19 protein-coding genes are annotated in these 21973 nt (G+C 50.0%); 8 read left to right on the top strand and 11 right to left on the bottom strand.

Annotation, left to right across the window (positions count from 1 at the left end; genetic code table 11):
- Window positions 1–3 precede the first annotated feature (3 nt).
- The 6 genes from dtd to typA all read right to left on the bottom strand — a co-directional run bounded on the left by dtd (window position 4) and on the right by typA (window position 7065).
- On the bottom strand, window positions 4–441 hold the full coding sequence (gene dtd, locus N3Z11_RS04260; protein WP_260655912.1) for a D-aminoacyl-tRNA deacylase: 438 nt from the start codon (window positions 439–441) through the stop codon (window positions 4–6).
- The gene (gene pip / locus N3Z11_RS04255; RefSeq protein WP_260655911.1) at window positions 442–1407 is read right to left on the bottom strand and encodes a prolyl aminopeptidase; all 966 of its coding nucleotides are present in this window, start codon (window positions 1405–1407) and stop codon (window positions 442–444) included.
- Complete coding sequence (locus N3Z11_RS04250) at window positions 1394–2302, bottom strand: virulence factor BrkB family protein (protein ID WP_260655910.1); 909 nt, start codon at window positions 2300–2302, stop codon at window positions 1394–1396. The genes pip and N3Z11_RS04250 overlap by 14 nt, the downstream gene beginning before the upstream one ends.
- A 68-nt stretch (window positions 2303–2370) precedes the next feature.
- Window positions 2371–3396 carry an FAD:protein FMN transferase gene (locus tag N3Z11_RS04245; protein WP_260655909.1) on the bottom strand — a complete coding sequence of 342 codons (1026 nt, stop codon included), beginning with the start codon at window positions 3394–3396 and terminating at the stop codon, window positions 2371–2373.
- Between the two features lie 67 nt (window positions 3397–3463).
- Entirely contained in the window at window positions 3464–5062 is a 1599-nt protein-coding gene (locus N3Z11_RS04240; protein ID WP_260655908.1) for a response regulator, read from the bottom strand.
- Between the two features lie 167 nt (window positions 5063–5229).
- Window positions 5230–7065: a translational GTPase TypA gene (typA, locus tag N3Z11_RS04235; protein ID WP_260655907.1), complete on the bottom strand. Its 1836-nt coding sequence runs from the start codon at window positions 7063–7065 to the stop codon at window positions 5230–5232.
- A 430-nt stretch (window positions 7066–7495) separates the two neighbouring features.
- Here typA and glnA point away from each other — a divergent pair, with 430 nt between their 5' ends.
- From glnA to glnG, 4 genes are all read left to right on the top strand, one after another.
- A complete protein-coding gene (glnA, locus tag N3Z11_RS04230) occupies window positions 7496–8905 on the top strand; it encodes a glutamate--ammonia ligase (RefSeq protein WP_260655906.1) in 1410 nt (469 codons plus the stop codon).
- 157 nt (window positions 8906–9062) lie between these two features.
- Complete coding sequence (locus N3Z11_RS04225) at window positions 9063–9578, top strand: DUF4124 domain-containing protein (protein WP_260655905.1); 516 nt, start codon at window positions 9063–9065, stop codon at window positions 9576–9578.
- Between the two features lie 80 nt (window positions 9579–9658).
- On the top strand, window positions 9659–10735 hold the full coding sequence (gene glnL, locus N3Z11_RS04220) for a nitrogen regulation protein NR(II) (protein ID WP_260655904.1): 1077 nt from the start codon (window positions 9659–9661) through the stop codon (window positions 10733–10735).
- A gap of 2 nt (window positions 10736–10737) precedes the next feature.
- On the top strand, window positions 10738–12147 hold the full coding sequence (glnG, locus tag N3Z11_RS04215) for a nitrogen regulation protein NR(I) (RefSeq protein WP_260655903.1): 1410 nt from the start codon (window positions 10738–10740) through the stop codon (window positions 12145–12147).
- Window positions 12148–12323: 176 nt separating this feature from the next.
- Here glnG and N3Z11_RS04210 read toward each other — a convergent pair whose 3' ends face one another.
- The 3 genes from N3Z11_RS04210 to N3Z11_RS04200 all read right to left on the bottom strand — a co-directional run bounded on the left by N3Z11_RS04210 (window position 12324) and on the right by N3Z11_RS04200 (window position 15348).
- On the bottom strand, window positions 12324–13286 hold the full coding sequence (locus N3Z11_RS04210; RefSeq protein WP_260655902.1) for a hypothetical protein: 963 nt from the start codon (window positions 13284–13286) through the stop codon (window positions 12324–12326).
- Between the two features lie 116 nt (window positions 13287–13402).
- A complete protein-coding gene (locus N3Z11_RS04205; RefSeq protein WP_260655901.1) occupies window positions 13403–14458 on the bottom strand; it encodes a hypothetical protein in 1056 nt (351 codons plus the stop codon).
- A gap of 419 nt (window positions 14459–14877) precedes the next feature.
- Window positions 14878–15348, bottom strand: coding sequence for a Spy/CpxP family protein refolding chaperone (locus N3Z11_RS04200; RefSeq protein ID WP_260655900.1), 471 nt, complete (start codon window positions 15346–15348; stop codon window positions 14878–14880).
- Window positions 15349–15527: 179 nt separating this feature from the next.
- Between N3Z11_RS04200 and N3Z11_RS04195 the strand changes: the two genes are divergently transcribed.
- The 3 genes from N3Z11_RS04195 to N3Z11_RS04185 are packed head-to-tail and all read left to right on the top strand — an operon-like array spanning window position 15528 to window position 18636.
- The gene (locus tag N3Z11_RS04195; RefSeq protein ID WP_260655899.1) at window positions 15528–16226 is read left to right on the top strand and encodes a response regulator transcription factor; all 699 of its coding nucleotides are present in this window, start codon (window positions 15528–15530) and stop codon (window positions 16224–16226) included.
- The gene (locus N3Z11_RS04190) at window positions 16223–17596 is read left to right on the top strand and encodes an ATP-binding protein (RefSeq protein ID WP_260655898.1); all 1374 of its coding nucleotides are present in this window, start codon (window positions 16223–16225) and stop codon (window positions 17594–17596) included. The genes N3Z11_RS04195 and N3Z11_RS04190 overlap by 4 nt, the downstream gene beginning before the upstream one ends.
- Complete coding sequence (locus N3Z11_RS04185) at window positions 17593–18636, top strand: alpha/beta fold hydrolase (RefSeq protein ID WP_260655897.1); 1044 nt, start codon at window positions 17593–17595, stop codon at window positions 18634–18636. The genes N3Z11_RS04190 and N3Z11_RS04185 overlap by 4 nt, the downstream gene beginning before the upstream one ends.
- Here N3Z11_RS04185 and N3Z11_RS04180 read toward each other — a convergent pair.
- Window positions 18557–19480, bottom strand: a complete 924-nt coding sequence (locus N3Z11_RS04180) for a cation diffusion facilitator family transporter (protein WP_260655896.1) — start codon at window positions 19478–19480, stop codon at window positions 18557–18559. The two genes, N3Z11_RS04185 and N3Z11_RS04180, sit on opposite strands and share 80 nt — an antisense overlap.
- A 15-nt stretch (window positions 19481–19495) precedes the next feature.
- Entirely contained in the window at window positions 19496–19960 is a 465-nt protein-coding gene (locus N3Z11_RS04175) for a tRNA (cytidine(34)-2'-O)-methyltransferase (RefSeq protein ID WP_260655895.1), read from the bottom strand.
- 202 nt (window positions 19961–20162) lie between these two features.
- On the opposite strand from N3Z11_RS04175, the gene N3Z11_RS04170 reads away from it, so the two are divergent.
- Window positions 20163–21953, top strand: a complete 1791-nt coding sequence (locus N3Z11_RS04170) for a bifunctional diguanylate cyclase/phosphodiesterase (RefSeq protein ID WP_260655894.1) — start codon at window positions 20163–20165, stop codon at window positions 21951–21953.
- Window positions 21954–21973: the final 20 nt, after the last annotated feature.

The raw sequence follows: 21973 nt of genomic DNA, 5'->3' as shown, positions 1-21973 counted from the left end.
AACTTACACCTGCAACCAAAAGGTCACAGGGCCATCATTGACCAGACTCACCTGCATATCGGCACCAAACTGGCCTGTGGCCACCTGTAGCCCCTGGGCTTTGCAATAGCCGGCAAATGCCAGATATAAAGGTTCAGCCACTGATGGCAAAGCAGCCGGCGTAAAACTGGGTCGCAAGCCTGAATTGGTATCTGCCGCCAGGGTAAACTGTGACACCACCAGCAAAGCACCACCTTTTTGTTGTACATTCAGGTTCATTTTGCCGTTTTCGTCGTTAAAAACGCGGTATTTCAGCACTTTATCTGCCAGTTTTTGCATTTTCTGCAAATCGTCGCCGGCCTCAACCCCAAGCAACACCAGCAGACCGGTGCCAATATCCCCTACCAACTGCCCTTCAACCTCTACGCTGGCGCGACGCACCCTTTGTAACAACGCAATCATTTATACTTCCTGAGCAGTTAAACGGTCGGCCAACAACAAAGACATCTGATATAAAGCCCGGCAAATGCCGGCCTCACTGGCGGAATGTCCGGCATCCTGCACTATTTTCAGCACTGAACCCGGCCACTGCTGTGACAAAGTCCAGGCATTTTCCATTTTGCACACAATGTCATAACGGCCGTGCACTATATAACAGGGCAAATGGCGAACCCGGTTTAAATCTCTGAGCAGCTGATCGGGGGCCATAAAACAGTGATGTAAAAAATAGTGGTTTTCGATGCGGGCAAGCGGCAGTGCCGATTCAGCTTCCACTGCGCCGGCGCGCATATTCTGATTGGGTAATAAAGTCGCCACTCTGGCTTCCCACAAACTCCAGGCCTGTGCTGCAGCAAGCTGCACAGCAGCATCCGGGTGCTGTAATAACTGCTGGTATGCCACCAGTACATCAAGCCCCGCCATGCCGGCGATAGGCGCCATAAAATCGGCAAAATAATCGGGAAATAACTGACTGGCGCCACCGCCCGGCCGGTATAACCAGTCAATATCCTGTGGCCTTGCCAGAAAAATGCCACGCAAAATAAAACCCAAACACCGCTCTGGGTGCTGCTGACCATAATAAAGTGCCAGTGTGCTGCCCCAGGAGCCGCCGGCCACCACCCAGCGCTCAATCTGTAAATGCTGCCGTATTGCTTCCATATCTTCACAAAGGGTGGCTGTGGTATTGGCTTCAAGGCTGGCAAAAGGGGTGGACTGGCCACAACCGCGCTGGTCAAATAACACAATGCGATAACGACTGGCATCAAATAAAGTGCGCTGAAAAGGTGAACTGCCGCCACCCGGACCGCCGTGACACATCAGCACCGGAATGCCCTGTGGATTACCGCTTTGTTCCACGTATATACGATGGCCATCAGGCCGGTCGAGAAAAAACGTCTGATAAGTTTCCACTGGTTCAGTGCGATACATCAGTTGACTCCGAAACTTGTGCCTGCTGTTGATGATGACGTTGTGCTGTTAGTTGCCTGTGCTCCAGCTCCTGTAACAAAGCCGTCAGTTCAGCGCCTAATAACACCACCAGCCAGGATAAATAGACCCAGACAAATAAAATCGGCACCAGCGCCAGCGCACCATAAATTGCCTGATAAGACGGAAAATGCTGAATATATAACGCAAAACCTTTTTTCAGCATTTCAAATAACACTGAGCTAAAGAGCGCGCCCCACAGCGCATGGCTATACCGCACTTTGATATTCGGCACCAGCTGATACAACATAAAAAATGCCAGCAACGAAAAAGCATAAGGTGCCAGTCGCAACATCAAAGTGGATAACCAAGGCGTGTAGTTATCGGCCAGATGGGTAAAAGACACTAAATAGGAGGTTAATGCGATTGAGCTGCCGAGTAAAATCGGCCCCAGAGTTAAAATCATCCAGTAAATAGATAATGAAATCATCACTCTGGGCCGTTTTTGCACCCGCCAGATCTTATTCAGGGTTTTGTCGATGTTGTGGATCAGCATTAAAGCCACCACCACCAGGAACATCACACCAACAGTGGTCATCTGACCGATATTTTCAACAAAACCATTGATATAGGTCTGAATTTCAACACCGCGCGACGGCACTATATTGGCGTATAAAAAACTTTCGATTTGTTGGCGCAGACCGGCAAACATCGGAAAGGCGTTTAACACAGAAAAGGCTACGGCCAACAGTGGTACCAGCGACAATAACGAGATATAAGCCAGATAACCGCCGATCATGCCCACCTGATCATGCTGACAGCGCTGCAGATAAAGCTGCACCAGCCGCCAGCTCTGCTGCAGCACTGCAGTGATTTTGCTCAGTTTCACCTCAGACATCCCGTTCCGTCATCCGACTTTTGCTGCAGCCCGCGCCACCTTGCAACATTGCCTGCCGCCTGATTGCGTTATTGCATGGTTACTGTTTTGGTATTGCTCAGCGCTTCGCTGCTGATCTCAACCAGTTCATCATCAATCTGGTCAATAAACAACACTTTCATACCCAGGCGGTCTGCCACTGCCTTGCCATCCTGACTGCCCATACACAAAAAGGCAGTGGACCAGGCATCCCCCAAAGTCGGGTTTTCAATCAGCACAGTAGTAGAGACTGTATTGTGTTTGACCGGCGCACCAATACGCGCATCCAGCACATGGCTATATCTTTTACCATCAGCATCAAAATAATGACGATAGGTGCCGGAAGTCATCACCGCCATAGGCTCAGACTGCTGCACCGTAATGACTTTTTGCAGGGTTTGTGAACCAGGCAACGGCTTTTCTATCGCCACTTTCCAGGCCTGCTGTTGTGGTTTTTTGCCTTTAACCTGCAACTCACCACCTACTTCAACCAGATAATTCTGCACCCCGGCCTGCTCCAGAATTTTGGCAAGCTGTGCCACTGTCCAGCCCTGCGCTATCGAGGACACATCGACGCGCAGCTGGGGCACCTGTTTGGCCAGCATCGAAGGGCTGCGCTGCTGAATTTTTTCCATGCCGATCAGCGCCAGCGTGTCGGCAAGCTGTTGTGCGGTCGGCTGATTAAACTTGTCGGCTTTAAAACCCCAGAGTTCAAATAAAGGTTTGACGGTTAAGTCGTAACAACCCTGGCTTTGTGACGACACAAAACGGGCCTGTTCTACCAGTTGCACCAATTCAGTGCCGACTTCCACTGCTTCAGTACTTTGTTGCTGGTTAAATTTTTCAATCACCGAGTCAGGCCGGTAATTGGACATAGCCAGATCAATCCGTTCAAGCTCGGCTTCAACCTGCTTTTTTAATGCAGCGGCGTCCACCGGTTGTTCTGACCAAAAACTGATATTGTAAGTGGAGCCCTGTGCCGGACCGGAAAACTTCTGGATAGGATCGGCGGGTGTGCAGCTGAATAATGTTGCAGCCGAAAAAAGCAGCACAACCCGGTTAAATGCAGATAACATAAGCGGTTTCCTGTCTTAGAATTGGCGGCAAGTTTACAAAATGCCGCCCACAATTACCAGTACAGGGTCAGTCAGCGGCGGGCAGCTCGATGTGGCTTAAAATCACCTGGTAGCGTTTTTGTTGTTCTGCCGGCAACCAGCCACTTTCAATAATTTCGACACAATGTTGTGCCAGTGCTGTTAAATCCGCATTCAGTTGCTCACGGGCGCTAATAGCTTGCAACAGGTTTAACGCAATGTTGACGTTGCCCGGCGTTTGTTCCAGCGCATAACGGAAATAGTCGATAGCTTTGGAATAATGACTCTGGCCCTCGACCTCTGCTTGCTGCCGTAACTGCTGCTGCTTTTGTTTTTCGTGTTGCATCATCAGGTTCAGCGCACTGCAATACAGATCATCGTCGTGTGCTACTGTGGCGATAGCCGCCATATAGTGTTCACACATCGCCAGATTGTCACTTTCAAAATACGCCCTGGCTCTGTCGAGCATACCAGCCACAGATAAGGTTTTTTCCAGCGACAACTGCTCGCTACTTTCCAGCAGCACCAGGCCTTTTTGCGTTTTGCCTTGCAGGAACAACATCCGCGCTTCCAGTACCAGTCTGTCATGTTCAAAACTAGCCGGGTGAAAGCGTTTTTTAATGGTGCTGATAAAGTTATCAATTTTACCAAAGGTTTCCTGCTGCTCTTTGCCCTGCTGATCCCGCGCCACCTCCAACAGTGCTCTGGCGTAATTGAGCATATTGTCTGCAGTGTCATGCATTGAATAACGGGCTGAACTCAGCAACTTCTGGTGAATATTCGCTGCCAGCTGTTTCTGATTGTCGATCACGGCTAAATGCGCCATTACATGCTGACGTAAATAATTTTTTGGTGAATAACGCGCCACCTGTTCGACAATATCCAGCGCTTCTTTGGCTTTGCTCTGGCTGATATATAACCGGGTTAGCCAGTCCATCGCTTCTACTTTGGTTTCCGCCTGCTGTGACAATTCCAGTAGCAAAGCTTCGGCTTCACCGGCCCGGCCCTGATAACCATAAGTGACGGCCAGCCCCAGTTTGGCCCAGCCAAATTCACGGACGGTCAGTGCCCACAGATATAAATGTTCAGCTTCGTCAAAACGTTCCAGTTTTAATAACAGTTCAGCTTTAAGCCTGCTGGCATGCATCACATATTGGCTCTTATATTCAATGACATGGTCACAGGCGAGAATGGCGTCTTCATAGTCCTGGCTACTAATCGCCTGATAGGCCAGCTGCAGTGTATGGCGGGTGTGATAGGCTCTGGAAATACGACGTTCAAGCTCAGCATAACTAAAAGGTTTGAGCAGATAATCGGCGGGCTGAAATTCAATCATGCCATGCACTGCCTGGCGTTGGCGCTCGGCGCTGACCACCAGAAAACAACAATCGGCTTTAAGTAATTTTTCCGTACGCAGCACTTCCAGCAGCTGATAGCCATTACGGCCCTGCCCCAGGTGGAAATCACACAGAATAAAATCAAAAGACATCCGGCGGCAGTAACTCAATGCCATATCGGCGTCCCTCGCCAGCACAGCATCATCAAACCCAATCAGCAATAACATGCTCTTCACGTAACTGCGGATCTGATCTGAATCGTCCACCACCAACACTGTTTTGTCTTTATAAAAAGCGCGCCGCGACGTCATGCTGCTCCTGCAAACTTAGCTGCCTCTTGCCGTTAAACAGCCGAACAATACACAGCTCTGTACCGACTTGCCATCATTTTTGTCTGCTTTGTACAGCTAGCCAGCGAAAAACAGCCAAAAAAAAGACCGGCAAAAGCCGGTCTTTTTTGTGTCAGGCTAAACGCTGCTTAACCTTCAGCGCGGCTGGCGCGTTTACGATCGTTTTCAGTCAGGTGACGTTTACGGATACGGATCGACTGTGGTGTTACTTCCACCAGCTCGTCGTCATCAATAAATTCCAGTGCCTGTTCCAGGGTGTAACGGATTGGCGGCACTAAGTTGATGGCTTCGTCAGTACCTGAAGCACGTACGTTTGTCAGCTGTTTGCCTTTTAAGCAGTTCACTGTCAAGTCGTTGCTACGGCTATGAATGCCGATCACCTGGCCTTCGTACACTTCTTCGGCATGACCGATAAACATCCGGCCACGTTCCTGCAGCGAGAAAATGGCATAACCGGCAGCTTTACCCATGGCGTTTGAAATCAGTACACCATTCATACGCTGACCGATAGAACCACCTTTATAAGGGCCGTAATGGTCGAAGCTGTTATACATCAGGCCAGTGCCTGAAGTTAACGTCATAAACTCAGTACGGAAACCAATCAGACCACGGCTTGGCATCAGGAAGTCCATCCGGATGCGGCCTTTGCCGTCTGGTTGCATATTGGTCATTTCGGCTTTACGTTCACCCATTTTTTCCATGATAGAGCCCTGGTGCTGCTCTTCCACGTCAATGGTCACGTTTTCCATTGGTTCCATCTTCTGACCGTCGATCACTTTCATGATCACTTCAGGACGGGATACCGCCAGTTCAAAACCTTCACGGCGCATGTTTTCAATTAATACGCCTAAGTGCAGTTCACCACGGCCAGACACTTTGAACTTGTCACCGTCTTCAGTTTCTTCAACCCGCAGCGCCACGTTGTGTTTCAGCTCGTGGGTTAAACGCTCAAGAATTTGACGTGAAGTGACAAACTTACCTTCTTTACCGGCAAATGGTGAGGTGTTGACCTGGAAAGTCATAGTTACTGTTGGCTCGTCAACCTGTAAGGCTGGTAAAGCTTCCAGTGTGGTTGGTGCACAGATAGTGTCAGAAATTTTCAGATCGCCCAAACCGGTGAAAGCAACGATGTCGCCTGCAGTGGCTTCCGGCGTGTCGATACGCTCTAAACCTAAGTAGCTGAATACCTGACCCACTTTACCATTCCGCTTGCTGCCGTCAGCGCCCAGAATAGTCACTTGTTGGTTTGGTTTTAACGAACCACGTTTGATACGGCCGATACCGATAATGCCGAGGTAGCTTGAGTAGTCCAGCTGAGAAACCTGCAGCTGAGTGTCACCGTCCAGTTCTACTTTTGGTGGTGCAACGTGCTTAATAATAGCGGCAAACAGATCGTCAATGTTGTCCTTTGGCTCGTTGTAATCTAATGTTGCCCAGCCATTGATAGCTGATGCGTAAACAATAGGGAAATCCAGCTGCTCGTCAGTGGCACCCAGGTTATCAAACAGGTCAAATACCTGATCAATCACCCAATCCGGACGTGCACCAGGACGGTCAATTTTGTTTACAACAACAATTGGTTTTAAACCGTGAGCAAAGGCTTTTTGCGTCACAAAACGGGTTTGTGGCATTGGGCCTTCTACGGCGTCAACCAGCAGTAATACTGAGTCTGCCATTGACAGAACACGCTCAACCTCACCACCGAAGTCGGCGTGGCCTGGTGTGTCCAGAATGTTGATGTGGTAACCGTTCCAGCGTACTGAGGTATTTTTTGCCAAAATAGTAATACCGCGCTCGGATTCCTGCGCGTTAGAGTCCATTACACGTTCCTGCAGTTTGGCGCGGGCATCAAAAGTGCCTGACTGTTGCAGTAATTTGTCAACCAGGGTGGTTTTGCCGTGGTCAACGTGCGCGATAATGGCGACATTACGCAGTTTTTCGATAGCTGAAGCGTTTACGCTCATCATTTATATCCTCTGTAGCGCCAGCCGACGGAATATCAGCCAGGGGTCTACAACGTAAGTTTCTCTGAAATTAAGGGCGCGTATTCTACTCTTTTTTTTGCCAGAAAGAAAAACATCAGTGCAAGCTTTGAGCGTTATTTTTCATTTTGTTGAATTTTTACCGCCAAAGCGTGACAGCCCGATGAAAGTTGCTATCGTTAGCGCTGCATCAAATTTGGTGCAAAGGATGTTAACTGCGCACCAGCCTGATGCATCAATGCACCTCATTGGTGCACAACTAAATCACAGCTGGATACCGCCTCATGATATAATCATATAAATCAAATAGTTATATTATTGGCATAAAACTGGCTTTGTTAGCGCAACTTATCGGTTCAACCGAAAACCTGAAAACAGCCTGATTGATAACCCGATTCATCCGGAGGATTGCATGTCTGCATCGAACGTTCTGAGTTTTATGAAAGAAAACGACGTGAAGTTTGTTGATTTACGTTTTACTGATACCAAGGGTAAAGAGCAGCATGTCACTATTCCTGCCAGCCAGATTAATGAAGACTTTTTTGAAGACGGCAAAATGTTTGACGGTTCTTCAATTGCTGGCTGGAAAGGTATCAACGACTCGGACATGATCCTGATGCCAGACGCATCTTCTATGGTGCTGGACCCGTTTTTTGAAGAAACCACTATTCTGATCAGCTGTGACGTGATTGAACCAAGCACTATGCAAGGTTATGACCGTTGCCCGCGTTCTATCGCTAAACGCGCAGAAGAATACTTAAAATCAACGGGTATTGCCGACACCGTATTGTTCGGACCTGAACCAGAGTGGTTTATGTTTGACGACGTGAAGTTTAAAAACGACATGTCTGGCGCTATGTTCAAAATTGACTCAACAGAAGCTGCCTGGAACTCAGACAAAGGTTATGAAGGTGGCAACCTGGCGCACCGTCCTGGTGTTAAAGGTGGTTATTTCCCGGTACCACCGGTAGACCAACACCACGACATCCGTAGCGCCATGTGTATGGTGCTGGAAGAAATGGGTCAGGTCGTTGAAGCGCATCACCATGAAGTTGCAACCGCTGGTCAGAACGAAATCGCCACCCGCTTTGCCACTTTAACCAAAAAAGCCGACGAAATTCAGCAGCTGAAATATGTAGTGCATAACGTGGCCAACATGTACGGCAAGACTGTAACTTTTATGCCAAAACCAATTGTCGGTGACAACGGTTCAGGCATGCACTGCCACCAGTCTTTGGCCAAAGACGGCGTCAACCTGTTTGCCGGTGATAAATATGCCGGTCTGTCAGAAATGGCCTTGTATTACATTGGCGGTATTATCAAACACGCCAAAGCAATCAACGCTTTTACTAACCCGTCAACCAACTCGTACAAGCGTCTGGTGCCACACTATGAAGCGCCGGTGATGCTGGCTTATTCAGCCCGTAACCGTTCTGCTTCTGTGCGTATCCCACTGGTACCAAGTGCCAAGGCGCGTCGTATTGAAGTGCGTTTCCCGGATCCGGCGGCCAACCCGTACCTGGCTTTTGTGGCGCAGCTGATGGCCGGTCTGGATGGTATCCAGAACAAGATCCACCCAGGCGATGCCATGGATAAAGACTTGTATGACCTGCCACCGGAAGAAGAAGCACTGATCCCTCAGGTCTGTGGTTCTTTAGACGAAGCGCTGGACAACCTGGACAAATCACGCGCTATCTTCACCAAAGGCGGCGTGATGTCAGACGCGATGATCGATGCTTATATCGCATTAAAACGTGCTGAAGCCAAACGGGTTTCTATGGCTGTACACCCACTGGAATACGAACTGTATTACAGCGTTTAAGAGGAAAATCGCAGTCGCGAAACCTCTTCACATATGACAATAAGTCGTACCATAAAAAGCCCGCATTTGCGGGCTTTTTGTTCTGGTCAAATGCAATAAAGCACGATAGAGTAAACAAAAAATTACTAAACGACTCACTTGTTGTTATAGGTATAAAATGAAAAAAGCAGTTTGGTTGTTGTTAATCACTTCATTGGCTTTGTCGGCGGCAGATGACAAAAAGGTTTTTGTAACAAAAGACAAAAACAACAATCTGGTATTTTCTGACAGTCCAAGCCCGGGCGCTACTCAGGTCACAGTCAAAGACAATGCCACCATCATGGCACCTGCTTCGTCCGCGCCGCTACCAGCCCCTGTGGTGCAGGAAGATACCAAATTTGAAGTGGCCATTTCCAAGCCGGAACAACAAGGCACAGTGCGCGAAAACAGCGGTACTGTGTATGTGTCAGGGCAGATCAAACCTATGTTTGCCACTGGCCTGAGGGTCAAACTTTATCTGGATGGCAAGCAGGTGGCGGGCCCAACCGGCAATGCCAATTTTATTCTGCATGATGTGGAGCGCGGCGAACATCAATTAATGCTGGAACTCCTGAACGAAAGCGGCAAGGTTATTGCAACTAGTCCTACCACGACCTTCTATTTACATAGAGCTTCGATAATTTCACCAAAATAGTGCATCAGGGCTGAATTTTCAGCCCGCAACCGCTACACTGCCGGTTTTGATGCACTAAAGTGGTGCAGAGGGCCAGCAGCTTGACTCAACCAGCATTAAATTTAGCCGGCATTGATTATGCCAATCACCTGACCACCGCCATTATGGTGTTGGATGCTCAGTTACAGGTGCAATATTTTAATACCGCCTGCTGTGCATTACTCAGCATTGGTGAAAAACGGCTGCTGAATCAATATTTTCCTGCCCTGTTCCAATTCAGCGAACTGCATGCCAGCCGTTTGCTCAGCACATTGTCGACCAAACAAGGTTTTGGCATCAGCGATGTGCATACCGTATTGCCCGACGGCCGTCATATTCTGCTGGACATTACCGCCAGCAGCCTGGAGACAGAACAAGCTTCAGTGTTGGTGGAACTGAAGCAAGTTGATCAACAACGCAAAATCAGTATGGAAAGTTTGCAGCAGCATCAGCATTTAGCGGCAAGGGAGCTTATTCGTGGTCTGGCCCATGAAATTAAAAACCCTTTGGGTGGATTGCGTGGCGCAGCACAGTTGCTTGAAGAATCGCTCAATGATGAGCAAAAAGAATATACCCAGCTGATTATCGCTCAGGCCGACCGGCTCAGAAATTTAGTGGACCGGCTGCTTGGCCCTTATAAACCGCCACAACGTAGTCTGGCCAATTTACATCAGATCATCGAGCGGGTCTGTCAGCTGGCACAAATGGATAACCCTTCTGACGTGCAATTTTGCCGCGATTACGACCCCAGCATTCCGGATTTTTTACTCGATCCGGAGCTGATTGAACAAGCGCTGCTGAATATAGTGCGTAACGCGCAGCAAGCACTGACACAAGGCGGCGATATCACTTTGCAAAGCCGTATTTTGCATCAGCATACCATTCATGGCCGCCGCCACCGTTTAGTGGCCACCATCAAAGTGATCGACAACGGCCCAGGTATTCCACCTGAGATTAAAGACACGCTGTTTTACCCTATGGTCAGCGGTAAACCGGGTGGTACCGGCCTTGGTTTATCCATAGCCCAAACCCTGATCCACCAACATGGCGGCTGGATTGATTGTGACAGCTGGCCCGGGCGCACCGAATTTACTTTATATCTGCCGATCAACAGCACGGCCCATCACGCAGGAGCTTAAGCATGCATCAGGATGTCTGGATTATTGATGATGACAACTCAATCCGTTGGGTATTGGAAAAAGCGCTGGCCCGCGCCGGCATTGCCTGTGAAAGTTATGCCTCAGCGGATTTAATGTTACAGCGTCTGGAATATGATCAACCGGCTGTGGTGGTATCCGATATCCGCATGCCGGGCACTGATGGCATGGCGTTACTGTCCAAACTGCAACAGCTTGCCCCCGAGTTGCCGGTGATTATTATGACAGCGCACTCCGACTTAGACAGTGCGGTCAATGCTTTTAAAAGGGGCGCTTTTGAATATTTGCCCAAACCTTTTGATATTAACGAAGCTGTGGCGCTTATAAGCCGTGCTTTGGAGCACGCCAGCGCCAAAAAACCAAAACAACAGCAAGTTGCAAGCACACAACTCACTGAAATTATTGGTGAAGCACCGGCGATGCAGGAGGTGTTTCGTGCCATAGGCCGTTTGTCGCGTTCCAGCATCAGCGTGTTAATTAATGGTCAAAGCGGCACCGGCAAAGAGCTGGTGGCACATGCGCTGCACAAACACAGCCCAAGATCAGAGCAGCCTTTTATTGCGCTCAATATGGCCGCCATTCCAAAAGATCTGATTGAATCTGAGCTGTTTGGCCATGAAAAAGGTGCTTTTACCGGTGCCGCCAATCTGCGTAAAGGCCGTTTTGAACAGGCCGATGGCGGTACTTTATTCCTCGATGAAATTGGTGATATGCCGCTGGATGTACAAACCCGGTTATTAAGGGTGCTGGCCGATGGTCAGTTTTACCGGGTCGGCGGTCATCAGGGCGTCAATGTGGATGTGCGTATTATTGCCGCCACCCACCAGAATCTGGAGCAACTGGTGGCGGAAGGAAAATTCCGGGAAGATTTATTCCACCGCCTCAACGTGATCCGCATTCATATCCCGGCACTGAAAGATCGCAAACAGGATATTCCAAAGCTGGCGCAACACTTTTTACAACAAGCCGCCAAAGAGCTGAATGTAGAAGCCAAAAGCCTGGCAAGTGACACTGAAAAATACATCAGTCAACTCGACTGGCCCGGCAATGTGCGCCAGCTGGAAAATACCTGCCGTTGGTTAACAGTGATGGCCAGCGGCAAGCAGGTATTATTATCAGATTTACCACCTGAACTGACCGCCGCGCCCAAAGTGTACAGTGCCGCCAATGGTGAGCAGCATCATAGCTGGCAAGAGTTGCTGGCCGCCTGGGTGCAACAAAAACTAAATGCCGGTGAAGAAGATATTTTGTCAGAAGCCGGCCCGGAATTTGAACGTATTGTGCTCAAACAAGCTTTGCAGTTTACCCATGGTCATAAACAGGACGCTGCCAAACGCCTTGGCTGGGGCCGCAATACATTAACGCGTAAACTAAAAGAGTTGGATATGGAATAAGGTTTGGCGCCAACTGCAGAGGGCAACTTATGCCGGCGAATTAGGCCTGCAACTTAAGCTGCTCACTTCTGGCGCCTGTTCTTTGCAGCAAGTTAAGCTCTGACCAGAGCGCTGATGAATACCTTGAATAAAACCCGGAAGAAAATAAGACGCAGCCTTTGCAAAAAAGCTGCAGCTTATTGTTTTCCAGCCAGTTTTTGTAATAGCTCCAGCCGTTGCCGCTCTTCGTCCGAAAGCTGTGCCGGTTCATCCGACAACGAATCCAGCGACATATACTCCACCTGATATTCAGGCTTTGCACTTTTGCCATAACGGGTTGGCTCTGAGGGTGACGCCGACATTTGCTCCAGCACAAAGGTCCTGAGCCAATAAGGGCCACTGCGTCCTGCCAGTACCGACTTATGCACCTTTAGTTTTAATTGTTGTGCGCCGCTGCTCAGTTTGTCCGTCGCGGTGAGCTGTGCCAGTGGTCGGCCATCCTCAGTGAATAAGTTGGCGCGAAGCCGGTAAAAGCCCGCTTGTTTGACGGTTAACTGCAGCGGGATCACCAAATCGGCACCAACAGGCGAAGGACTGTCGACAGCAGTAATTTCGGCCACCGGCTGGCTGTATTCAATGGCAGTTTGCAGCTGCTGTGTTTCACCCCGGGCGTCAAACACAAAACGCACTTCGAGCTCACCATCCCAGCCTTGCCCTTGATCAGGGGCCTGTGGCGTTAATACCGCATCATAACGGCCGTCCTGCCCTGTCAGAGCCTGACTGGCTAACAGCTCGCCGTTGTGCTGCGACAGCAATTGCACCTGCACGCTATTTAATTCAATACCCTGGCTGATGAGGCTGACCTGCACCGGCTCCGGGTAACTGAACCTGTATTGACTGGCTTCGAGGCGAATACTACCGCCTTCTGTCAGTGGAATGGTCTGGGCAAAAAACTGATTGGGCGCCAACAACTGAGTGTCAGCACTGCTCAGCGGCCTTGAATAAGCCGGCGTTGCCACTTCAGCTGCATAACTTTGTGCCACCAGTGCAAAACTTTGTTGCAGCTCCTCCGGCAGTTGTTCTTTCACTTCAACCACCTCAGTACCCTGCGTTGTAATGCCCGCTGAAGCTTCCGCCTGAGCTGGAGGCGGTTCTGCCACAGCTTCGCTTTGAAGCTGTGGCTGCGGCTGAACCTCTGGTCGGCTCAACCACCACCAACAGACGCCTGCCAGTATTGTCAGTGCAATAAATGCCCAGCTATGACGCCCTCTCATCATTAACCCTGATTGGCAGTGCGGTATAACAAGTCAGACATACTGTAAGTTTCCGACCCTTTGACCACCCGGTACTTCGAGGCAAAGATCCACCAGCCACGGCTTTCATCATAAGTAGTAAAACTCAGCGCCTTGCCGTTCAGATAAGTTCTGCTGCTGTACACTGCCGTAACATTACCGCGCCTGGCCGCGTCAATCAGATTGCTGTGGCTGTAGTCCTGGCTCATCAGCATCGGATAGTGATAAGGCATAAAGTTGCTGACACCGGTCTGGCTGGTCAGTTTGCCATCAAAAGCCACTGAGCCTGAGCAGCTGTCAAAAGATGCTGCTGCTGAAGCACCACAACTGGAATGCGGCGCCACTACACCGTCGTCATTACCTGGTAAAAACGGGCTGGTCAGGCCTAAAAAGGCAGAAGAGGCACCGGCAAAACGTAACCGCGGCACCCGGCTACCTGGCATTGGCGCGAGCTGCCTGGCGCTATTGACTCTTAAATCCTGCAACACCCCCACATTGGTAGCATTTGGAATTTCGCCCAGCCACAAAGACAAAGCGGCTTTGAGTGCAGCATCAATTAAACCGCCGCCTGTCGCGACATTCACCGCTAAATCAGCCAGCTCTGAACCACCGCCGGCACCGGCAAAGTCAAAGGTCGCAACAATATTTAACGGTGTTAAGCCGGCGTTTTGCAGCCAGAGCGCCTGATTGTCAATCAGATAACGGCTGACTAAATCGCCGGTCGAGTGACTGACAATAATGCAGCCGTTTTTACAGGTGTTATTCAGTGATAATTGTTTCAGTTTGGGCCAGACATAGTCGGTGGCAATTTTGCCTTTGATACGCTCATGGGATGGCCAGTCAATCCGCACATCAGCTCTGGCATTCCAGTAGTTCTGCCAGTAAGACTCACCATTGCGGGTGACATCGGCCGCTGCTGGTTTTGTTTTTAATTGGTCTGGTTGAAAACCGTGGATCAGCACCACCGGATAACCGGCCACCGCAGCCTGCGCCTGGAAGCTGAAGGCTGCTAAAGCCGCCAGCGAATATAAAAGTTTCATCGTCTATCCCCATCTTGTTATTGATTATGTTCGGGAATTACCTGTTACAGCAGTCAGGCACAGCCCGTCAGGGTTCCAAGATAGAGTAAAAAAGGCTGAACACAACCAAAGCTTTTGGGTAAATTTGTTAACAAAACACAAGAAATAACACTGTGTTGTTTAAATATTTTTTAGATAAAAATCTGAGATGGTTAAGTAACTGCTGATATAAAAGCCCGGCCTCCAGCGCATTTACGCCGATCTTTGTGTATCGCTGTTTAAAGTGATTACTCCAATTATTTTTCCAGACTGATGATTTTTTTAGCTTTTCACCGCTATATCGGCGTAATTCTGCGTAATAGCTGCCAGCCAGACAACACAAAGCCGGAATAATCCGGCTTTGTTGTATGCGCTTTTCAAAACGCGAACTGCGGCTTTGTTTATTCAGTGCCTGCTTTGCCCTGGTGCTCTGCCATTTTTTCCTGCATACGCTGGCGCATTTTCGCTTTACGTTCATCCAGTTTGGCTTTTTGCTCCGGCGTTAATAAAGCCCGGATTTGGTGTTGTAACTTCAGCTGCGCGACTTCCTGCTCCAGTTTTTTCGCCTGCTGTTTTTCCAGAATGACCCGCACACCGGCTTCATCAAAAGTGTCACTGTTTAACACCGACTGCAGCTCTTCATGCATGGCATAACGTTCAGCTTTATTCAGCATTTGTTCGCGGTGGGCTTTTAACAGCGCATCCACCTGCGTTTTTTGTGCGTCGGTTAAATCCAGCCCTTTAAACATTTTGCCATCGGCCAATAAATGGCTACCGTGACCACCATGGCGATCACCAGCCAAAACTGCAGTGCTGGCACCAGCCACAAGAACTGAGGACAAAACTAAAGCTAACAGATTGAATTTTTTCATTTTAAGCTCCATGACTCTGGGGTTGTTTTACATTGATTGCGCTGGACTCAGCAGCGATGAAACAAGCATACTCTGTGTTATGCAAAGCAACGCCAAGCCAGGGTAAAGGTTGTGTAAAGAGCATTGTCGCTTTGTGTCACAGCGATAAACTGCACCTGAGCCAGCCTTGAGGATAAGCCATGACCCCAAAAATCCTGCTGATTGATGATGACGATGAGCTGAGTCAGCTGGTGATCGATTACCTGACGCTGGATGGTTTTCATCTGGACAGAGCAGCCGACGGCCCGGCCGGTTTGCTTCGGGCGCAAAGCGGCCAGTATCAGCTGATTTTGCTCGATGTGATGCTGCCTGGGCTGGATGGTTTATCTTTGCTGCGCCAGCTACGGCAATCGAGTTATTGCCCTGTGCTGATGTTAACAGCGCGTGGTGATGACATCGACCGTATTGTCGGGCTGGAACTTGGCGCCGATGATTATCTGGCCAAACCTTTTAATCCCAGAGAACTAAGTGCCCGGGTGCGCGCCATCCTGCGGCGGGTCGAACTTGCCCAACAACCTGCTGCGCCGCAGCAACACAATCTGCTGGAGCTGAATAATGTGCAGCTAAACCGGCAAAACCGCCAGGTGCACTGCGCAGGCAGTGTTGTGGTGCTGACCGCGACTGAGTTTCAGCTGCTGGATTACCTGATGAGCCATGCCGGCAGCGTTATTACCAAAGAAGACTTAAGTAAAGAAGTACTGGGCCGCACACTGCAACTGTACGACCGCAGCCTGGATGTGCATATCAGCAATATCCGCAAAAAACTCAGTGTGGCCGATGCCGGTGAAAAAATTCAGACGTTGCGTGGCAGTGGTTATTTATTTCTGGAGCAAGCATGACCTTCGCAGCACTGAATCCACTCCGTTATCTTGCGGTACGGATTTTTGCCTGGTTCTGGCTGGTGTTATTGCTGACGATGGCCGGTGCCTGGTTATTGGCCAAAGGGCTTAATGACAACACCGAAATCCGCCGGCTGCCGCACGACATCAGCCATCAATTACAACCTTTGCTGAAATCGCTGCAAAAAGCGGATTCAATTGAAGAATTGTCAAAACGCATTAACCGGCGTGATCACAACCGCTGGCTGGTGGTGGACCCCGACACCAATCAGGTGCTGAACAGCGAAATTTTGCCGCGTAACTTTGATCAAAACTGGCTGACCGAGTTGTCGCAACTGGATAAACCCAGATTATTGCTGCATCGCAATACGCTGTTGGCCGGGCCCTTTCTGGTGAATTTTAACGGCAGAACACTGGCGCTGTATCAACAACGCGCCAGGCCACAAAACCCGGGCTTTGATTTAATGGCACTGCCTAAGTATTTGTTACCGCTGCTGTTATTTGCAGTGTCAGCACTGGCCAGTATTGTGCTGGCGCTTAGCATCACCAAACCGCTTCGGCTGTTGCAACAAAAAAGTCTCGACTTTGCCGCCGGCGATTTACAGGCCCGTGCCGAAGCACCGGCCCGCCGGCAGGATGAAATAGGCGAGCTTGGCCGCGGTTTTAATCTTATGGCGAGTAAAATCAGTGATTTATTGCAAAACCAACAAAGATTATTAAGAGATGTGTCGCACGAGCTACGCTCACCTTTAACCCGGGCGCAGCTTGCCATCGCCCTGGAGCAACGTCAGGGCGGCGGCCAGCAATTACCAAGGTTACAACAGGAGCTGGAGCGGATCGACGCTTTACTGGAAGAGTTACTCACTTTCAGCCGGTTGGATGCCGGTCAGTATCAGTTGCAATTGCAGGAGCTGGACCTCGTTGAACTGATTGAAGAAATTTTTGAAGTAAACAGGCTGGATGCCGACGAAAAACAGTTAAGCCTGCACCGCGACAGCCCGGCGCGCTGCCTGCTGCAATGTGACAGCAGGCTGCTGGCCCGTGCTATTGAAAATGTGCTGCGTAATGCCATTAAATACAGCCCGCCAGGCGGCAACATTCAGCTACGCCTGTTACAAGAGCAAAACCAGACCAAACTTCGCATCTGCGATCAGGGCCCGGGTATTCCACCAGATTGCCTGACGCAGATTTTTGCGCCTTTTTACCGGGTGTCTGACAGCCGCAACAGCGCAACAGGCGGTACAGGCCTGGGTCTTGCCATTGCAGCACAAGCGGCAAAACAACATGGCGGCAGCATCAGCGCCAGCCTGCCGGATAGCGGCGGTTTATGTATAGAATTCACTTTCGCCAACAGGAGCAGTCCGGTTTGACGTTATTCCCAATGCTGAAGCCTGGTTTAACTCAGGCTGATTTCAGTTCAGGCACCGCCACTGTCGCTTTGCAGCAACTGTGGCAACAAGGTCAACACCATTATTTTACCGGCACGGGCGGCTGTCGACTGCACTACAGCAGCTGGCAACCGGCACAGGCCACTGCCGCTTTAGTGTTGGTACCGGGCCGCATCGAAGCTGGCCATAAATATGCCGAGTTTATTGCCGATGCGCTGCATTCGGGTTATCAGGTGTTTGTGCTGGATCATCGGGGTCAGGGTGCTTCAGAGCGTTTATTGGCTGACCCACAGCGCGGTTATGTCAAAGATTTTTCCGATTATGTTGCTGATTTACAGCTGTTTATTGAAGAAATCATACCAGGTTGCTGCAGCTTACCCCTGCTGGCCGTTGCCCATTCGATGGGTGGCGCCATTCTGGCCGCGTATTTACAGCAACAAAGACCAGGCCTGATTCAGGCGGCTATTTTCAGCTCACCGATGTGGGGCATTCACACCAACCCGATACCGGCAGGTATTGCAGCAGCCATGGCCAATTTTATGCGTGGGTTGAACCGGCTATGCAGCGAGCAGCCCTGGTATGTGCCAGGTCAGGGGCCTTACCAGCACAAAGCTTTTGAGGGCAATGACTTAAGCCACAGTGCTGAGCGCTACCAATGGTTTCGTGATTTATATCAGCAATATCCAGCATATCAGCTGGGTGGTGTCAGCTGGCACTGGCTGGCTGAAGCTTTAGCGGCTTGCGAAAAGCTTCACAGCGGACCGGCGCCGGCTATGCCTTGTTTACTATTGCAAGGTGCAGAAGATACTGTGGTAGATAACCGCCAGCAGCTGTTATTGTGGCAGCATTGGCGCCGGCAACAGCCACTGCCGGACGCCCTGACAATTCAGGGCGCCCGGCATGAATTACTCACAGAAACGGATGAGGTCCGCAGCCAGTGGTTCAGCGCTGTGAATCAGTTTTTGTCCGGGGTTTTGGATATTCAGGCACAGGCACCACAGAAACCGGATCGGCATGGATAATCACATCGGCATCACGGAATAAGGCTGCCACTTTATGTTCGGCCTGATCCACAATGTCATGCGCGTGTAACAACGATAGCTGATCGGACAACAGTAACCTCAGCTGTACAAAGACTGTTAAACCGGCCTGACGGGTTTTCAGCTGATCCACACCATAGACTTCCGGCAGTTGATGCAGGACGTCGACAATTTGGGTGCGCTCAGCGTCGGTCAGCTCTTCATCAAGTAAATGCCGTAAACTCTCCAGTGCCAGCTGCCAGGCTGTCCATAACAAATACAGCGCTATCAGCGCCGTCATCACCGCATCAGCCCAGAGTACAGAATTATTCACCAGCCACAGCGCCGCTATCACAGACAGGTTCAACAGCACATCACCGCTGTAATGTGCAGAGTCAGCTTTGACCGCCAAAGAGCTGGTTTTTTTGATGATCCAGCGCTGTACCAGCACCAGCATCAGGGTGAGAGCTGTGCAAATGAACGTCAGAAGAATGCCGCTATTGAGGGCACCCACAGGTTCAGGACTAAAATAACGGCTGACGCCCTGATATAACAACAACACAGCAGCGCCGGTTAAAAAGGCGGCCTGAAACAACGCCATAATGGCTTCGGCTTTGCCATGACCAAAACGATGCTCCTGATCAGCAGGCTTGAGCGCATAACGTAATGCAATAAAATTCAGCGTCGACACCAGCACATCCAGCAAAGCATCCATAAAAGATGCCAGTGCCGAAGCGGCGTTGGTCATAATAGCGGCAGTCAGTTTTAACGCCACAATCACCAAAGCCGTCAGCAGGGTCAGATAGCCGGAACGGCGCACCCACAACTGATAATTCGCATGACTCATGACACACTCCTGTGGTTAAACTGCGCCGGCAAACCCCTGCTGCCGCCAGGCTTCATAACTGATAATGGCCACTGCATTGGCCAGATTTAAACTGCGGGCATCGGCCATCATCGGGATTCGGATACGAAACTCAGGCGCTATGGCATTACGCACTGCGTCTGGCAAACCATGAGTTTCGGAGCCAAACAACAATACATCACCAGCCTGATACGCCACTTCGGTATGAGGACGGCTGCCTTTAGTGGTGCAGGCGATAATACGCCTGCCATTCATCGCCTGTAAAAATGCGTCGTAATTGGCGTGGCGGCTTACTCTGGCTAAATCATGATAATCCAGTCCGGCACGGCGCAGTTTTTTTTCTTCAAAATCAAAACCTAAAGGTTCGATTAAATGCAAAGCACAACCGTTATTGGCGGCCAGCCTGATAATGTTGCCACAATTTGGTGCAATTTTCGGTTCAAATAATGCGATATGAAACATAAAGGTAACTTCCGCTTTTGCCAGCGCCTGGCATGGCAGCTTCTGAACTTCAGCTTGTTCAGAAACAATCAGATAAAAACGGCAGTATACCGAAATTTATAATACGGACACAAAAAAGCCCAAGGATAAAAAAGCCAGACTGCTGGTAATTTGGCCAGGCTTCACCAATAATTTCGGGACATATGTAAGCAAGGAAGCCATGATGTTACACAGCAGCTACACAGAGTTTGCCAGCTCTTTTGTATTATCTGTCCCTGGTTTGGGTTTAGTTCTGCTGCTGGCCTGGGTGTTGATCCAACGCCGCGCTCAACTGCAGCGCAGTCCGGTGCAACATCTGTCGCTGGACAGTTTTTTCAGCAGTTGCCCCTGTGTAGTCTGGCTGGCCGACACAGACTTTCAATTGCTGCAGGCGAACCCGGCAGCCCAACAGTTAAATTGGCTACCTGGCTCCAAACCACAATATTATCAAAGTAAATATTGTCAGCAGTCAGCCTGGCCGGATATCAGCGCTGAATTACAGCATCAATCGCACTGGCACGGCATGGTCTGGCTCAGTACCGAGACCGAACCTAAAGCCATGCAACTTTGGATCACCAGGTTATTACACAACAAATCAACCTTTTATCTGGTGGTGCAACATGACATCAGCGCAGAGCAACAACAACAGGCGCAGCTGCAACAACTCAGCACCCACGACGCGTTAACAGGATTATCAAACCGGACTTTATGGCTGGCGCAACTGGAACCCGTGTTACAACAGTGTCAGGCCAGCCAGCGCCATTGCGCCGTGGCACTGCTGGAGCTGACTGAGCTGAACCAAATAAGACAACAATTTGGTAATCAGCAGGCACTGATCCTCGAATGTTGGGTCGCCGAACAACTGCAACAACATTTACCGCCAGCCGCCGTATTGGGGCAATTTTCCGAACGACGTTTTGCGCTTATTTTTAAACCTGAACATTGCCAGCAACAAACTGAACTGGCGTTGTGGCAGCTGGCACGGCAGCTGCAGCTCTGTTTACAAAACCCCTGCCCTTTAACCGACTTTGAAGTATCACTGCAGTGTTATATTGGCCTTGCAGTGTATCCACAATCCGGTACTGACAGCGATGCTTTGTTGCAACATGCCAACTGGGCACTGCAACAAGGCATGCAGCAACAACAACCTATTACTTTCTGGCAACAACCGGGCCTGGCTGCTCCTGCCGACTGGCAAACCGCGGATGAACTGGAACAAGCGTTGCGCCAGTATCAGTTTGAACTTTGTTATTTACCCTGTTATCAGTTGGAGCAACATCTGCTGACTGCTTTAACAGTGCAACTGGCCTGGCATTCGCCCAAAAGGGGTTTATTGTGGTTAGAGGATTTTGCCGCTGTGGCCGCACAAAGCCATCAGTTATTGGCGATTGAACGTTGGCAATTTCAGCAACTGTGCCAGCAACTGTGGCAATGGCGCCAGCAAGGCGTGACGGTGCCTGGCATCCGGCTGGAATTATCAGCTTTGCAATTACAACAACCCGATTTAGTGGCTTATCTGCTGCATCATCTGCAGGAATGGACGCTGGATCCGGCGTTGTTTTCGCTGATGATCGACGAAACTTATTATCTGGAGCAACCAGGCCTTGCCCATAAGCAAATGGAAGCACTGGCCAAAGCCGGTTTTTCGTTATGGTGGTTGAATTTCGGCAGCGGCCAGACCCCGCTGTTTTTATTACAACAACCCTACTGGACCGGCGTTATTCTGGCGGCAAGTACCGTAGCTGAACTGGAAAATGACGACCAAAAACGCCATTTGTGCAGTTGCCTGATCCGTCTGGCAGCATCACAACAGCTCAGAGTGTCTGCGCTGCAGATTGATAACGAAATGCAAGGCTATTTATTGCATGTGATGGGATGTCAGCTTGGCACCGGCCTGTTATTTGGCCAGGCGCAGAATGCAGGGCAAATCAGCAAGATTTTAATGATTGAGCAGCAGACACAAAAAACCGGCTAAATAGCCGGTTTTTTATTGCT

The organism is Rheinheimera sp. 4Y26 (assembly GCF_025245835.1).
Classification (GTDB): Bacteria; Pseudomonadota; Gammaproteobacteria; order Enterobacterales; family Alteromonadaceae; genus Pararheinheimera.
The sequence above is the reverse complement of the archived record's forward strand: the minus strand, read 5'-3'. Positions and strand labels throughout refer to the sequence as shown.